This is a genomic window from Gluconobacter sp. ESL1110 (assembly GCF_058107395.1).
Genome location: NZ_JBYLUK010000008.1, coordinates 503,133 through 519,583 on the forward strand (window position 1 = coordinate 503,133; position 16,451 = coordinate 519,583).

The following is a 16,451-nucleotide window of genomic DNA, read 5'->3' on the forward strand; positions in this document are numbered from 1 at the left end:
TTCCAGACGGTCGCGTCGGGCGGACCAAGGAAAACCCTTGGTCGTTTACGGGCTGGGGTTCGTGATGCGTTGGCATCGCAATTTCAGATGGTTGCGGGGGCCTGCAACCAAAGAAGACTGCTGATTACCTACGGGTTCGCAGAACGGCTGACAGAATAGACGAGATCTTTATTCGAACATTTCGATAGTAAATCATTTTCATGTGAAAGAAAATAAGCATTCTGGGATAGAAGCATCACGACCATGCACGTCTTGCAAGCAGGTCTGCAGCGATCACAGCCTTCGCTCTCGGCGTTGAACGAAGAGTTCGGGATTAACTGGCGAAGTAGCGGAGATGAATGACGTGCTCGAACTCTAGCGTGCAGCCCCCATCGAACCGGAAAGCTTCTCTGTAAGACTGTCCAAAGTACACATGCCGCCAGCGAGAGTGCACTGTGGAATCTGTGGGTACAGCACGACAGGCATTACAGAACTATCAAGGGTGCGAAGTGCCTGCGGGGTCTGGGACTGAAGAAAGACACGAACACGATGTTCTTCGGCGCCATTTTCATATATCGCGAAGCCCAGAGCCGAACCGATGGGAATCTCATCATCAGCATAACCCGGAACGCGGATATGGACGCCCAGCATGGTCAGTAATGGCCCAATCGTATCGTCATGCCCCATGTAAAGCCTGAAGACAGGACCACGTTTATCCCTAAGATCCCCAAGCAGCCGGGTTCTCATTTCCCGCGAGAGTGGTTCGGCCATGGCACGGGGACGCACCACTGCTTCCAGCATTCCGGCATGCAATGCACTCAATTTCCCGAGCTTGCCTGCATCCAGATCTCCGAAAGATGCCTGAACTAGGGGCTTGCCGTCCAGATAGGCCAACATGAGCGCTTCTGCCAGGGAGGACGCCTGCGCAACAGGACCCGAGAGAACAAGCTGATGCCCCGTTAAATCAGGACCGACATGGGCAGGCGCGCCCAGAAACCCACAGGAAGCCGAATCACAGTCCAGCACAGTCCCCAGCAGTTTGAGGGCATCTTCTCTCGCACGGAAAATATGATCCGCATCCGGCAGTTCCCGAATGATTGTAGCCATATTGAATCGCGCCGGATCAGCATCGAGAGGAGAAAAAAGAACGTCTGGCTGGCCAAGAGGCTTATGCACGACAGTTATTACGCATCCCGGGAGAAAACCCCGCGTAAACGCATCAGCGCTTGCAATGGTGCGCGAGGAAGAGTTGGCACGTACAGAAACAGAATCTGTAGCGGGGCAGGCATTCGCAGGCATCAGTCCCGCTTCCGTCAACCACATCCGGTCAAATGCCCCGAAGGCCATCATACCCAGCGCGCCATGAGGCGTCAGATCCCCCGGAGTACCACTCCATTTAGGCCATCCACCCGGAATCCCAACCCCGGCAGGGACCTGCCCGGCAAGAGGAGAACGGATCCCATGTCGCATCACCATGATCATCCGTTCAAGGTGAAAATCGCCTTTTGCGGGCTGTTCGATCAGGCGGGACTGGCAATCAGCGGAACCAGAAACCGGATTGCAGCGAACAGCGGCGTTATCGAGAAACCCAACATGATAGCCGCTCCAGTGCGCAGGTTCGGAATCGGGATAATCCGTACTGACAATCTGCGCGCCACTGGCCAGCATCGCGTCCCGACGGCCCGCATCTCCCGAACGCCCCTCAACGGTGTCGGCATCAGAACGTGTCCGCACCAGAAAATGACTACGTACCAGCGTTGCGATATCGCGCGCCGGCCCGTCATTCATCTCGGTGAACGCCGCATCAGGCGCACTTGGATCAGCATTCGTAAAGGCCACACGACCGCGCAGCGAGGGATGTCCTCTCAGATACAGGGGCCGGTCACTGCGCTGATCTAGCAGAAACACGACCTTCCCCCGAGCCTGCCTCATCGTAGACCAGCCCCTCGTGACGATCGCGCTGCGCAGATCGGAGAAGTCTCTCCGCACATCATCCGGCGTCAGAATCTGAGGCGGCAAAAATACGCTGCGAATAACCGCGTCAAGCGCATCGAATGTCACCGCCCTGAAAGGCTCGGCTTCTGTCCCTCCGGGAATATCGTTGTGCTGCTCAACTTCGAGAATAACGAAAACCGGCACATGCCCCGGATGCGCGACAGACCAGTCGCGGATCTGACTCAGGCACTGCCGCAACGGCTGGCACGTCGCATGCTGATCAATGTCCGGAATGTGCATGACCTTGAAACCGGGCTGACGCATGATCGCCTGATCGGAAGGCGAAAGTGACCACACATCTTCCGGAACACCGGGGCGATGCGGATGAGCAAATCGCCCCCCCGCTGTGTCCGCGTAAATATCCAGTTCAAGCTGCCGGACACCCCCATCAAGCTGGGCGACCAAGGGCCGATGCTGATAGTCAAGCTCCCGAACGAGGTTCGGCTCGGATGCCAGAAGCCAGGACCGGATCGCAGGATCAAGACCGGCATGATAGCTGTTATGGGATCCGATGACCTGTATCTGATCCAGACGCAGCCTGTCCTGCGGCGTTTCCGCCATGGCCCCCGCCGCTATCGAAACACCCCCCGCGGCCATAAGAGCAATGGCCAGACGCGAAGTAACGGGGAGAGAAATCATAGCTCTGTTCCGCAATAAAAACCGGACGATGACGCCATCCGGACAAATGAACGTCACGGCATCCGCCGTGACAGAACAAGGACAACCGTCCAGATCTAGATATCCGGACGGCGCATATCATATCCCGGAAATCAGAAGCGATAACCGGCGTTCAGAAAGAAGGTCCGCGATGTCAGGATATTCTGCGGAACCGCATTGCTGTGCCGCCCGATCGTCAGACGATAGAAACGGTTCACACCCAGGTTCTGGGCCGAGAAATCCACGTGCAACCGCTTGGTCACCGCATATCCCAGATGCGCATCCAGATTCAGGCTCGGCTGCACCCACGCATTCAGCGAACTGCTGTTCAGGTTCGTCTTGAAGTTGTTGGGCGTCCCCCACAGGCCATACTGGTACAGATATGCATCCACAAAGCGCCAGTTCACATCAAACTGGAACGGTCCCTTGTTGTAGAAAGCTCCCGCATTGGTCATCCAGCGCGGCGCATCCTGCATGTTTTCCGTCGGGCTGAGATACGCGTTGTTTAGATGCGCACGGGACATTTCCCATGTCGCCGTACCGCGAACACCCAGACCGTCAAAAGGAGCAGGCAATCCCTTGAACTGATGTTCGAACGCAAATTCCACACCAAAGAGCGTGGCGCTTCCACCGTTTTCAGGATGGGACACGCTATTGGCGATCCCGGCCGTCGTGGTCTGGTTATTGTACGACCCGCCATTGTCATAGATGTAGTTGGAAAGCTGCTTGTAGAACCCGGCCAATGAAACGCTCGTGGTCGAACTCGGCATCCACTGCCATGAGAGATCGTAGTTGACGGCGGTAGTGGCCTTGAGGTTCGGATTGCCCGTCGTGATGTTCAGCGTGCCGTCATCATTACGTGTGGTCTGTGAACCACCACTGAGCTGGAAGAAAGACGGGCGCGTATAGCTGGTCCAGACGGACGCACGATAAACAGTGTCCTGCCAAGGACGATAGGTCAGGTGAATGCTCGGCAGTGCCTTGAAGTAGTGGCTGTTGCTGGCCGACCAACCGTAATGGGCATCGGCGGTCGATACGCCTTCATTGCCACTGGCCCAGTACGTATTGTGAAGGTCGGACTGCTCGAACCGGATGCCGGGAACGACCTGAAATTTTCCGAAATGCATCTGCGCGGAAACATATCCGGCATAGACGCTTTCTGTCCCGCCGATCGTATTCCCGTTCCAGGAATCCCTGTCCATGTACTTCCAGTTATACGGATCGGCCAGATATTTACCGAGAAGGACAGAACGGCTGATGGTCGGCGTGTAGAAATTATAGGCGCCCGGAATGAGCGAGGATAGTCCTCCATCCACAACACCGCTCTGCGCGAGCGTTCCCCCGGCGGGATAGGCACCAGAACCCCCGTTATCCTGACCTTCGGTGTCACGATTGACGTAATTGCGCCAGCTTGTCTGATATTTGAAGCCCGCGGAAATCGTGTCGATATGGAATTTCTCAAGACGGTAGCTCATGTCGAGGGACGCGCCCGTCCGCACCTGCCAAGCATCCGACTGGACATATTCGCCGCGATTATGCGACGGGAAATTCAGCGTGTTATTCGCAACGGCCGCCTGCGCCGCCGACAACCCGAGCGTGGGCATACCGTCCCGGTAAACGAAATTAGGAGCGCCTTCGAACGTGGTTTCGCCCGAATTCCACGCGGACGTCTCGATATGGTCACGGCTGATTGTACCCCAGCTCAGAAAAGCGGACGGCGAAATGGAAAAGCGTCCGAGCTTCTTGTCCATTCCGAGCTTCATCGTCCCAAGCTGTTCCAGTGTCGGGTTTGTTTCGTACCAATAATGAACATTCGTTCTGGTAATGGATGGCGCATAGGAGCCGTCCGCCTGTTCCACATAGGAAATCATGCCTTTACCGGCGGCCCCTCCGTCATTGCCATGAACCGCGACCTGATAAATGTCCTGCTGCGTGTCCGAATACGATTCCGTACCCTGGATATAAACGCGCGTCGTACTGTCCGGACGCCATTCGAAACCCGCCGTGCCACCATAACGTTTACTTACACCAATACTGGCCTGAGGATCGACACCGAAAAGCTGAAGGCTTTTGACCGGATCCTGCCCCGGATAAAGTTCGCCCTGGGCGTTCATCGCACGCGACACACCCCATTCACCCCCGGAATAGGTCTGCTCCCCAGCGGCAAAATAACGCTGATTGTAGTATCCACTCATGTAAAAGCCGAATTCATCCGACTTCCCGAAAACGGACGAAATCTCCGCCGCACCGTTCCCGCCAATGGCGTTCGCACCATAATCGGCGGCTTTTTCGTTATACTGTCCACCAAGTTGAAGAGAACCGTGCGTTCCATGACCGTAATCGAACGCATTCGGCATCTCGAAATTGACGATACCGCCAATGGCGTCTCCATCCATGCCGGACGTCAGCGTCTTGTTGGCATCAATCCGGAAAAACCCGGTCGGCGGAAGCAGATCCAGCGAGACCGTACGGCTGAAAGGAGCCGCTTCCGCAACATCGATCCCGTTGATCTGGTTGATATTGTACTGTCCGTTCATGCCGCGCAAAGATACAGTGGCCCCCGTTCCACGGGCTGCCGTGTCAATACCGCCGAAATTACCCTGCATACTGGTCGGCATGACGGTCACACCCGGCAATCTGGCCAGCGCCTCCGTCACATTTTGGGCTGGTAGTCGTGCAAGATCTTTCGCACTCAGGCTCATCATTTCATTCTGCGCCTTGAGCTGCCTCCCCGAAGACGTCCCGAACCCCGTGACATGCACCTGTTCCTGATCACGGCTCACCAGATCTCTGGGCGGAACATGAGCAGCCGTGGCAGGAGGAGGAACGACAGCAGGTTTTGCCTGCGCAGCGACAGGCGCCTGATGCGTTTTCACTGCCTTGCGGGTATGGATTTTCTTGAGCGACTTCGTTTCGGCGCCGGCCGGCTGCCCAAGCTGGGCTCCCACGATCACCACAGGAATAAGACAACCGAACGCCTTCCAAGGCGACTGCTGCCGGTATGATTTGAACATCAGGACTTCTCCATGGAGCGCGCGAACAGCTTCCCCATCCGGAGATCCTGTTCACACATTGATTTCTGCTAGGGTTAAGCGCCCTCAGACGGGCGACATGCTGGCTTTTGCGACTTCGATGATCTGCCGGCACAGGCTCAGATCAGCGAGGGCATTGGAAAAGGGATCTGCAAGCGGCGCCCCCGTCACGACCGCGTCGTGAAAAGCGACCAGCTCTGCATTGAACGGATCCTGATAATAAGGACCATATTCCGTAACGCGGTTCTCGAAACCGACGGTTTCCTGAAAGATGACACACGCCGGAAGATTACGGATGTAAGGGGTGTCGTAACGGACCTTAAGGCGCTGCGTATTCGAAAGCACCTCGATGGATGATTCAAACCGCGCAACATCGTCGATCAGGCATTCATAGGAGGCAATGAAGCTTCCATAATCAAACCAGATACTAATTTCCGTTCCCGTAGCGCCAAAATGCGCCGCGAGAACACGTTCCGGGCTGCCCAGCAGGACACGCATGGCCGAAAACGCATGAATTCCCAGCCCGGTCAGGACCTCGTACCCCCGCAGAAGCGAGGGAGGAGCATCGGCCCCACAGATAGAAAGAATTGCCTCTCTTCGCGCCTGCCGCCCAGCGGTCAGCAGATCGTCCCGAATGTCACCATCCGGCACGACAACCGGCGTCACCTGCCCGAAAAACCACGGTCCCTCACAGATGACATCCCGGATACGGACATGACGGACTGGTCCGAGTTCAGGCAGAATCGCACGCGCCTTCTGGAACGCCGGAGCGTAACAGCGCATGTAACCCACCATCCCTACGCGATCCGTGCGTTCGAAATCCTCGTTCAGAGGCCTGAATTCTGCTTCTGTCAGACATGCCGGCTTTTCGAGAAAAACATGCAGCCCTGCAGCAAAGGCCGTTCGTGCATGTTCCGCATGATACTGGTCCGGACTGAGGATCATGACGGCATCGAACACCCGGTCCGCAAAAAAATTCTCAATATCCGTATGGATATGCGGCACCCCCCAGTGGCGCCCCACAGCCTGCGCCACTGAAGGGGATGGATCATAAATCGAAACGACATCAAACCGATCTGACAGCTGACGAAGAATCGGGAGGTGAATGAGTTGAGCCACTTCGCCAGCACCAATCAGCCCGAGGGTAAGCCGTCTCACCATGATGAATGATCCTTGCCGCTAATTAATTTCGTGAAATTGATTTATTTGAGAGGGCACTCGTTTAGCAATGGTAACTTGATGAAACTATCATGACACCCCAAACCCCTATTCGGGCATGCTGGGAAAATATCTTCCCTTAGAATGCAAAGAAGTAGAAAACCGTTTATCTTCAATAGATTACCATAGAATACCATATAAAATGGCAGCTTTTTCGCGAAAGTTTCACTTTACTTTTGTCCAGACAACATCAAAGCCTGATTGCGAACGGTACGTCCGCTCCAAAAACGAAAACCGCACCAGAAAACACATAAAAGGTGTCAAATTTCGGGAATAACCTTCAATTTTAACGATTAAATCTCTTTGTATGATTAAATATTTTTCAAGAATAATACTGTTTTTATCCACACATCCTCACCATTTCGGAGACAGTTTCAGCCTTCTTGTATCGTAAAAAACTTTTCCCGGATTTATTCCACTCTGAATGTCAGTTTTCACGATGAAACTACGGATGCGTCATGTCAGCCCGTTCCTCACCACGCTCTGCTCCCATAAGCTCAAGGCCTGCCCCCCCGATGGCACGCCCATGGTCTGTAATGCGTTCCTATAAACAGGCCATCAGGACCATGACTGCCCTCACAGTCTTTGTCTTGGGCTCATTTCTTCCTGCCTCCAGGGCCTACGCGCAAAATCTGGAAAAACAGCACACCGCCATTGTGTCTCTGCAAGGCCAGGCTGCCCTGACACTCCAGACCCTCATGGACCGCTATGAAGCTCCCAGCCGTTCAGACTGGCGGGATCTGCACGCATGGCAGCGTTTCGTGACGGTCAGTACGCTGTCGGATTACGAAATCATGTCGGGGAATACCCGCTTTCACGACAGCGCCCTCCATGCGCTCCAGAACCGCCAGGGTCTGGACGGAAACGACGATGACTTGTGGGTAGCGCAGGCGGATCTCGATATGGCACGCTTTACACACAGTCCGACCCAAATCCAGGATGCACGCAATATTTTCGATACCATCGCCTCAAAATACTGGGATGGGCATTGCGGTGGCGGCGTATGGTGGGACCATGCACGAACCTACAAGAATGCCATTACAAACGAACTATTCCTGAGCACGGCAGCCCGACTTTATCGCTTCACGCATGAGGCAGTCTACAGAAACTGGGCCCTGAAAAGCTGGGCATGGTTCCGCAGCAGTGGAATGATTACCCCCGACAACCTGATCAATGACGGACTGGACAACCAGTGCCGCAATAATGGTGGCCCGGCATACAGCTACAATCAGGGCGTAATCCTTGACGGATTGCTGGAAATATCGACCCTGACAGAGGCCGGCGCACCACAACAGACGGCATCGCGAATTGCATTGGCCGCCATCAGAACCTTCACGTCTTCTACCGGAACATTCCAAGAGCTCGGCGGCCTCATGAACACGGATGCAAGAATTTTCCGCGGCCTTTTTGTCCGGGCACTCGGCCACGTTGCAGTTTCAGAAATCGACAATACGACGCGTATCGTAATTGCGGACTGGCTGTCACAGCAGGCCCGGTCCGCGTGGAACACCAGAAAACCTGACGCCCTCATAAGCGACACCTGGAACAACCATCCCTTTCACGCCTCAGCGCAGGGACAGATCACCGCAGCGGCTCTCTTCATGGCCGCCGCCCTTTCCCGGGGAACAGAAACGCCATGAGCAGGAGAGGACATGTTGGACACCGCGTACGTCGGAAAAGTACACATGCATGGGCTCTCTGCGGGCTCCTTCTTGCCGGAACAGCCGCTGCATGCCCTGCCACGGCCGCCACGCTGACCGTTTTCTGCTCATCCAGCGGAACCGAACTGTCCCTGTGCCATCACGCTGTCCAAAGCTGGATGGAAAAAACGGGCCATGAAGTCCGGGTCATAGCCCTCCCCTCTGACTGGGGAACAGTCCTCCCACTCTACCGTCAACTGCTCTCAGCACATCATCCTGTCGCCGATGTCCTGATCCTTGACAGCACCTGGGTTGGAACTCTGGCCCCGCTCCTTATGGACATTCCTCCGACCGACGATGACGCAGCCACCCTGCCACCCCCGTTTCAGGTTGAGGGTCGACACGTCGCATTGCCGTGGTACCGTGACATCGGACTGCTGTTCTACCGTCGCGATCTGCTTGAGCGATACCATTTGCCCGTCCCCACACACTGGAACGATCTCGAACGAACCGCCACACTGATCCAGAATGCCGAATATCAGAGAGGGCATCCGGTCTGGGGCTATGTCTGGCAGGGCCGGACCTCGGAAAGTCTCGTCTGCAACGCCCTGGAATGGGACGGTGCGGAAAATCCCGTCGGAACCGACGGTACGGTCCGAACCAGCCTGCCCGGCCTACAGCGCGCCCTGGAGCGTGCCGCCCACTGGATCGGCACAGTCTCGCCCCCCGGAGTTCTCAACTACGACGAGGAAAATGCCCGAGGCATTTTCCAGTCCGGTCATGCAGTGTTCATGCGCAACTGGGTTTATGCCTGGACACTGGCCAACAGCCCCGACAGCCCCGTTTCCGGAAAGATCGGCGTCGCCCTCCTGCCCCACGACGCGCAGAATGCTCCGAGCGGCATAGACGGCACAGTCTATCTGGGGATCCCCCGCAATACGGCACACCCTGCCGAAGCCCTCTCCTTGCTGCATTATCTGACCAGCGAGACCGCTGAACGCAATCAGGCCCTTGCAGGAGGCTATATCCCTGCCCGGACATCCCTTCTTGATGATCCTGAAATCCGCAGCGCTATTCCCATCCTGAACACCATTCGCCCGGCCCTCGCATCCCTCGGACTCCGGCCGGTCGCACAGACGGGAATCGACTACCCCCGCGTCTCGTGGATCATGGCGAACCAATTCAAGGACGCCCTGCGCAGCACACACCCGGCGTGGCAGACGCTCACTTCTCTCGTCTCCTCACTGAAGCAGCTTGCAATGCTTGGTCAGTGGACGCTTTCCAACTCAACGATCGAGAGACACGCACCATGACCATCCGAACCGCCACGGCCCCTGATGCGTGGGGTGTCTGGTACGCCAGTGACCCGAAACAGACCCCGTGGGAGCGTTACCTCGATGAGGTCGCAGCCTCCGATTACAGCTGGACCGAACTTGGTCCGTGGGGCTACCTCCCGACTGATCCCGCACAGCTTCAGGACGCGCTTTCCAGCCGTGGCCTCGGCCTCTGCGGCTCAGCGGTCGTTCATCCCCTGACCGCACCGGATGCCCTGGAAACCCTGCGGGACAGACTGCACCCCCTGTGCCGGACCCTGGTCGCCACCAACACGCCCTGGCTTCTGCTGATGGATGATTCAGACGCCTATCTCACCCCTGAAGCCCGGATCGCCACTCCGGAGGTTTGGAGGCGCATGATTCATGTCATTACGACGATTGCCCGGGAAATTCGACATGAGCATGGTCTGCACCTCCTGTTCCATCCTCATGTCGGCACCGCTGTCGAAACCGAAACGGAAATCCTGCGGCTGCTGAACGACACCCCTGCCGATCAGGTCGAGCTCTGCTTCGACTTTGGCCACCACGCTTATACCGGAGGGGACGCACTCGCTTTCATGCGCCAGCAGGCATCACGCATCCCGTATTATCATTTCAAGAATCTGGATGGAGCCATCCATGCTCGGGCCATGGCTGCCGGAACACCTTTCATGGACGTCTTCCAGAATGGTGTGATGTGTGAACTGGACAAAGGGATTCTGGACTTTACCAAGGTCGTGGATTTCCTGAAAAAACAGGACTTCGATGGCTTCGTTGTCGTCGAGCAGGATATGTATCCCTGCCCCCCTGACAAACCCCTTCCCATCGCACGCCACAACAGAAACGTACTGAAACGGCTCGGCCTGTGACCCCTTCCCTGTCCCGATCTCCCATTCTCGGAATTGACGTTGGCGCCACCAAAATCGCTGCGGGCATGGTCAATCCGTGTACGGGAGAAATATGTTTCCTCACCCGCATTCCCACACGACGTCACGTCGCACCCGAAGAAATCGTCTCGGACATCACCGCTATCGTGGCACAGGTCATGAACGCGGCCCGGCGGGATGCCCACCGCCCCGATGCCATGCCCCAGGTCGCGGGCATTGCCGTTCCGGAACTGGTGGACATCACAGGACAAATCCGGAGCGCCTGGAACTTCCCGCTCCCCGATCTCACCCGCACCATCCACGAACAGACCGGCCTCTCCGTCCGGCTGGAAAGCGATGTCCGTGCGGGGGCTTTTGCGGAAGCACGTTTCGGGTCTGGCCAGTCCTGCGACAGCTTCGCCTATTTCTCCCTCGGCTCCGGGATCAGCTATACGCTATGCCTGAACGGGCGCCCCTACAGGGGCACACATGGTTTCGCCATTCATTTCGCCAGTTCCAGCCTTGCGGTCCCCACGGAAGACCGCTCCCGTCTCAGCATCGCCATCCCCGAGGATTTTGCATCCGGGCTGGGGATGGAGCGTCTGTGGGCCGCGCGGGGCGGCGGAAAACTGAAAGAGGGAGTCCACACGCTCGAAATCCTTGCCGCCGCCGGAGACAGCCGGGCAAAAGGCGTCATCGAGGACGCCGCCGGCATTACCGGCCGCCTCATCGCACAGGCCGTCAATATGCTTGACCCTGAGAAGATCGTGCTGGGCGGGGGTCTTGGATGCTCCGAAGGATTTTACCGCCAAAAGCTGGAGGAGCATGTCCGCGCCAATATCTGGGAACGATCCTGTGCAGATATTCCCATCCTTATCGCCGGATTAGGAGAACAGTCCGGCATCATCGGTGCGGCATTGAGCGCGCTGGCGGCGGACTGACAATCTCCCATGCTGACTGTCCCGGTTCCAAAACGGTTTAACTGGCGGCCCTGGGTTCTTGTCGCGCCGGCAATGCTCGTGCTGATGGCGGTCACCGCAATTCCCTTCGCACGAACGATCTGGCTTGCCTTCCATGATGACCCACACGGTTTCATGCCGGCACAGCAGGGATGGAGCCTGACCAATTTCCGGGTTCTGCTTCAGGACAGGGCCTGGTGGACCGCCGTCAGCACGACGCTGCTTTTCGCAGCCGGAGCGGTCATCAGCGAAACCTGCGCCGGTCTGGCGATTGCCATGCTTCTTCAGGGCTACAGTCTGAAGCTCCGGGGGATCCTGCTGGCCATTATTCTTCTACCCTGGGCCGTTCCCTCTGTCGTGGCCGCCCGTTTGTGGAACTGGATGCTCAACGACCAGTACGGCATCATTAACGCATTGCTCGTCCGGCTAGGCCTGCTGCATCAGGGTGTCGCATGGACCACCCATCCGCACAGCATGGTCGCCGTCATGATCGCCATAGATTTCTGGCAGGCGACCCCTTTCATGGCGTTGCTTTCACTTGCCGGTTTACAGTCCATCCCCACGGATGTTTTCGAAGCTGCAGAACTTGATGGCGCCTCACCCTGGCAGCGCTTCATCTCCATCACCCTGCCGCTCATTGCGCCCGTCCTGTCCGTGGCCGTGCTGTTCCGTCTGCTGGATGCCCTGCGGATGTTCGATCTGGCCAGTGTGCTGTACGGAACGGATATGAGCGGCATGACCCTCTCTGCATTCGTGCAGAGCCAGGTCGTCCAGTTCGGAGCACCGGGCTACGGCGCAGCGTCGGCGCTTGGAACCCTGGGCATCATCGCTCTTGCGACGGTGCTCTATGGTGTGTGCCTGAAGACCATGGGATGGATACGTTCATCGTGAGACTCACAACAGAGATGCTGGTCACAGGACGTCTGGTCGCGATGGCCTTCATCATCCTGCACACGCTGTTTCCACTCTACTGGGCGCTGGTTACGTCATTCCGCCACGGAACCACACTGTTTTCCACAGCCCTCTTCACGTTGCCTGACCTTGAAAACTACAGGAAAGTCCTCGGCGGCCCCGAACTGTGGCGGGAGACGCTCAACTCGCTCCTGTGCGCGGGTTCCGTTACGCTCATCTCGCTCATCCTCGGCATTCCGGCAGCCTATGCCCTCGGCCAGATGAGTTTTCCCGGGGGCCGCCTGGTGCTTGGTCTCCTGCTGCTCTGCTCGATGCTGCCTCAGATCGCCATCCTGTCCGGCCTGTTCGAACTGATATCGGCGCTGGGGCTGTATAATCATGTCGAAAGCATCATTTTCGCCGACCTGTTCTTTACCCTTCCCTTCACGATCTGGTTATTGACGGGGTTTTTCCGAGACCTCCCCCCCGAACTGGACGACGCAGCAAAACTGGACGGCTGCAGCCTGATGCGCCGGATCTTCAGCATTCACCTACCCCTGGTCTGGCCTGGAATTGCCGCCACAGGGCTGCTGAATATCATGACGTGCTGGAACGAGTTTCTTTTTGCCCTGACCTTCACACTCAACGACTCAGCCCGTACCCTTCCGGTCGGTATCGGACTGATTTCCGCTCCAGGCCGGTTTGAACTTCCTTTCGGGACCATCATGACCGCATCCCTTCTCGCAACCCTTCTCCCGATCCTGCTCGTCCTGTTCTTTCAGAACCGTATTGCCTCCGGCCTGACTGCAGGGGCTGTCAAATGAACGAAAACACCCGATCCGACGGCGCCGGACAGGCCTATTCCCGGATCTACAACCGTCGCCTGATCTTCGAACTCCTCCATCAGGCCGGACCGCTAAGCCGGGTGGATATCGCGGACCGTATCGGCCTCAAGCCGCAGACAATTTCCGGCATCACCCGCGAGCTCCTGACACAGGGCCTTATTCATGAAGTCGGCAAATCCGTTGGCCAACGCGGACAGCCCCAGACCTATCTCGCCCCCAATCCCGACGCCGGATATTCGCTGGGCATGCATGTCGATCAGGGACGGATCTCGATTGTCCTCGGCGATCTTCTGCTAAACATCCGGCAACGGATCGAATGGGTAGGAGAGACGACCGATCCCGCAACCACAACGAACGTCATGGCGCAGCTTGCAGAAGCCATGATTCTCGAAAGCAGGATCGAAAAACAGAAGATCTGGGGGATCGGCCTCGTCCTCCCAACACTCAACGCGGATACCTACGAAGCCGAGATGACCATGCCCGGATGGGATCTGTGGCGCGGTTTTGACGTGGCCGGAAAGCTCGGAGCCCTTCTGGACCTGCCCGTCCTAATGGAAAACGACGCCACCGCAGCCGCCATGGCCGAACTGTTCTCCCATTCCGGAACCCCGCCCCGCAATGCCGTTCTGGTTTATATCGGATATGGCACCGGAGCAGGCATCGTCGTGGACGGAATGCCCATGAAAGGCGCCCGCGGGAACGCAGGCGAACTCGGCCTTCTCCCTCTGCCTCTCTGCCTCCCCGACAGTGCCGGCGGCGTGATCGATGACCAGCTTTCGCTCCATGCCATTGCCCGCATGCTGCACTGTCCGGTGGCGGAACTGACCCGTGAGACGATCGGCAACATGCATGCCAGCCGTGACAGCATCCTTATGCACTGGATGGAAACAGCAACACAGACCCTTCGTTTCCTCGTGGCAATCATAGAAACCGCGTTCGATCCCGAAACGATCTTTTTGAGTGGCGGATTTCCTGAATCGGTTCTTTCGGCCCTGGTTGAACGGGCCTACCCCCTTCTGCCATCGCTGAGTGCAACCAGAGATCGCGAATTACCGCGTCTCATCACAGCGACCCTCCTCACGGACGGTCCCGTAATCGGCGGGATGACATTGCCGGTCTTCGTCAACACGAAACCGGATTTCCGCCATCTCTACATCCGCCAGGTCGGCAGCGACGAACGCCCATTCGACCATCGATAAGGATTTAGTCCCGCGTTTCGAGTTGAAGTGTTCGCGTCCGTTCGGACAGTTTTGAGTGCTTGATAAGCTATACCCGATTGTCGTTATGCCGCCATTCTGACGGAATTGCTGTTGGCCATCTGGTCCGGGGCTAACCCCAGACCAGATGGCGTCGCCCCATCATGATACGCCTCATCGGGCGTGCGTCCAGCCAGGGCCGAGTGCGGACGCTGCCCGTTATAATGGGCGATCCATCCGGCAAGCCCGGCCCGTAGCTCGAATCCGGTCTCGAACGTGTGCAGAGAGACGCATTCGTATTTCAACGACCGCCAACGATACAGCATACTGGATGTCAGACCGTTCATTTTGACATAGCGATCCAACGACATGCCTGATTGCCGGGCATCGACCAGAAGCGCCAAACTCTCCTCAGATGTCCATGTCTTACGCACTCGAAACGCCGGAAGATTATTCAACTCCCCAACGGGGATCGCAAGATCCATCTTCGACGAACCAGAGAATGCCTTAACCCGTTCTCCTGATGTCCTGTCCGGGGTCAACACCTTGATCGGGGGCGGCCAGACAAAATCGAGCAGCCGCGCCCAGAGCCGAAGAGCTTTGGCGCTGAGACCATGGCGGCTGCAAAAAGCAGTTTGCGTCAGTCAGCTCTCAGCAAACAGGACAAGCCGGTCTGGCCAAACATTCCGTGAGCGGCAAAGAAGGGCCGATAGCTGTCATGAGCGTGAAAGCCGTGAGTGGCAGCATTCAATCATTTCTTCCCGGTAACCGACATTCCGCTTCCCCCTGACCTGTGGCTTAATAAATAGTAGCGAACAGGCCTTCGTTGCCCACTTGTCGGATAAACCGGCGCTCGGAGAAAGTTCAAGCTGTGACTAGTTGTTTAGTCCCGTGGTTTGATGGGTTGGATTGATGATGAATCTTTCTGGCTCTGAAGTCCAGATTTTGCAGACGTATTCGTAAGGTGTGAGGCCGTTCAGGGTCTTGAGCCTTCGCCCGAAATTATAGGCTGCCATGAAGTCGTTGAGGTGTGTCCTCAACTGCTCATGACTGTCGTAATGGAAGCGTTTGACGGTTGCTTCCTTGATTGTCCGGTTCATCCGCTCAACCTGACCGTTCGTCCAGGGATGATTGGGTTTCGTCAGACGATGTTCGATCCCGTGGGCTTCGCAAATCATGTCAAAACGCATTGGACGCGACCACGCCGTATTGCGATTACGAGGCTGCTCGGCGAACTGGATGCCGTTATCGGTCAGAATGGTATGAACCCGATAAGGGATGATGCTCAGGAGATGTTCGAGGAATTCCCAGGCTGTCTTCCGATCGACTTTCCCGACGAGTTGTGTGACAGCGAATTTGCTTGTCCGATCGATGGCCACGAAGAGGTACAGCTTGCCTTCAGCGGTCTGGACCTCTGCGATATCGAGATGAAAGAACCCAATCGGGTAGCGTTTGAAGCGCTGGCGTTTGGGCTTGTCTCCCTCGATGTCCGGCAACCGGGATATCCCGTGACGCTGAAGGCAGCGGTGCAGGGCCGAGCGTGTCAGATGGGGAATGCTGGCCTGCAGGGCATAAAGGCAGTCATCCAGCGGCAGCAACGTATGCCGGCGAAATGCCACGATCATCGCTTCGTCCGTCTCGGACAGGACCGTTGAGCGCGGCTCTTTAGGGCCTGGCTTCTGATCTTCGACAGTCTGACGCTTGCGCCATTTCGCAACTGTTTTCGGGTTGATCCCGAATTCCTCGCTCAGCAACGCGAGCGAAGCCTGCGATCGCTGTAGTGCTGCTCGCACGGCGTGCGTGGTCGTGGCGCTCCCATGACGTATCTGTCCCATAAGGCTTCCTTCCACTCGCGTGAAA

Annotated in this window: 11 protein-coding genes and 1 pseudogene; 7 read left to right on the plus strand and 5 right to left on the minus strand. The window is 56.9% G+C overall.

Features of this window, described 5'->3' with window-relative positions; all coding sequences use genetic code 11:
• Nucleotides 1-354: 354 nt before the first annotated feature.
• From AC3B6F_RS10840 to AC3B6F_RS10850, 3 genes are all read right to left on the minus strand, one after another.
• Complete coding sequence (locus AC3B6F_RS10840) at nucleotides 355-2,613, minus strand: Ca2+-dependent phosphoinositide-specific phospholipase C (protein WP_489824363.1); 2,259 nt, start codon at nucleotides 2,611-2,613, stop codon at nucleotides 355-357.
• 131 nt (nucleotides 2,614-2,744) lie between these two features.
• The gene (locus tag AC3B6F_RS10845) at nucleotides 2,745-5,645 is read right to left on the minus strand and encodes a TonB-dependent receptor (RefSeq protein ID WP_489824364.1); all 2,901 of its coding nucleotides are present in this window, start codon (nucleotides 5,643-5,645) and stop codon (nucleotides 2,745-2,747) included.
• A gap of 84 nt (nucleotides 5,646-5,729) precedes the next feature.
• Nucleotides 5,730-6,824 carry a Gfo/Idh/MocA family protein gene (locus AC3B6F_RS10850; RefSeq protein WP_489824365.1) on the minus strand — a complete coding sequence of 365 codons (1,095 nt, stop codon included), beginning with the start codon at nucleotides 6,822-6,824 and terminating at the stop codon, nucleotides 5,730-5,732.
• A 623-nt stretch (nucleotides 6,825-7,447) separates the two neighbouring features.
• On the opposite strand from AC3B6F_RS10850, the gene AC3B6F_RS10855 reads away from it, so the two are divergent.
• Genes AC3B6F_RS10855 through AC3B6F_RS10885 form a run of 7 tightly spaced genes read left to right on the plus strand, consistent with a single transcriptional unit; the run spans nucleotide 7,448 to nucleotide 14,594 of the window.
• Complete coding sequence (locus AC3B6F_RS10855; RefSeq protein ID WP_489824366.1) at nucleotides 7,448-8,521, plus strand: glycoside hydrolase family 76 protein; 1,074 nt, start codon at nucleotides 7,448-7,450, stop codon at nucleotides 8,519-8,521.
• A complete protein-coding gene (locus AC3B6F_RS10860; protein ID WP_489824367.1) occupies nucleotides 8,518-9,834 on the plus strand; it encodes an extracellular solute-binding protein in 1,317 nt (438 codons plus the stop codon). The genes AC3B6F_RS10855 and AC3B6F_RS10860 overlap by 4 nt, the downstream gene beginning before the upstream one ends.
• Entirely contained in the window at nucleotides 9,831-10,703 is an 873-nt protein-coding gene (locus AC3B6F_RS10865; RefSeq protein WP_489824368.1) for a sugar phosphate isomerase/epimerase family protein, read from the plus strand. The genes AC3B6F_RS10860 and AC3B6F_RS10865 overlap by 4 nt, the downstream gene beginning before the upstream one ends.
• Nucleotides 10,700-11,641 (plus strand): ROK family protein, encoded by a 942-nt coding sequence (locus AC3B6F_RS10870; RefSeq protein WP_489824369.1) that lies wholly within the window; start codon nucleotides 10,700-10,702, stop codon nucleotides 11,639-11,641. The genes AC3B6F_RS10865 and AC3B6F_RS10870 overlap by 4 nt, the downstream gene beginning before the upstream one ends.
• Nucleotides 11,642-11,650: 9 nt before the next feature.
• A complete protein-coding gene (locus tag AC3B6F_RS10875) occupies nucleotides 11,651-12,550 on the plus strand; it encodes a carbohydrate ABC transporter permease (protein ID WP_489824370.1) in 900 nt (299 codons plus the stop codon).
• The gene (locus tag AC3B6F_RS10880; RefSeq protein ID WP_489824371.1) at nucleotides 12,547-13,374 is read left to right on the plus strand and encodes a carbohydrate ABC transporter permease; all 828 of its coding nucleotides are present in this window, start codon (nucleotides 12,547-12,549) and stop codon (nucleotides 13,372-13,374) included. The genes AC3B6F_RS10875 and AC3B6F_RS10880 overlap by 4 nt, the downstream gene beginning before the upstream one ends.
• The gene (locus AC3B6F_RS10885; RefSeq protein WP_489824372.1) at nucleotides 13,371-14,594 is read left to right on the plus strand and encodes an ROK family transcriptional regulator; all 1,224 of its coding nucleotides are present in this window, start codon (nucleotides 13,371-13,373) and stop codon (nucleotides 14,592-14,594) included. Before AC3B6F_RS10880 ends, AC3B6F_RS10885 begins: the two co-directional genes overlap by 4 nt.
• 83 nt (nucleotides 14,595-14,677) lie before the next feature.
• On the opposite strand, the pseudogene AC3B6F_RS10890 reads toward AC3B6F_RS10885, so the two are convergent.
• Both AC3B6F_RS10890 and AC3B6F_RS10895 read right to left on the minus strand, forming a co-directional pair.
• A pseudogene (locus AC3B6F_RS10890) lies at nucleotides 14,678-14,905 on the minus strand (integrase core domain-containing protein); the annotation flags it as partial.
• A 561-nt stretch (nucleotides 14,906-15,466) separates the two neighbouring features.
• Nucleotides 15,467-16,426 (minus strand): IS481 family transposase, encoded by a 960-nt coding sequence (locus AC3B6F_RS10895; protein ID WP_489824373.1) that lies wholly within the window; start codon nucleotides 16,424-16,426, stop codon nucleotides 15,467-15,469.
• Nucleotides 16,427-16,451: the final 25 nt, after the last annotated feature.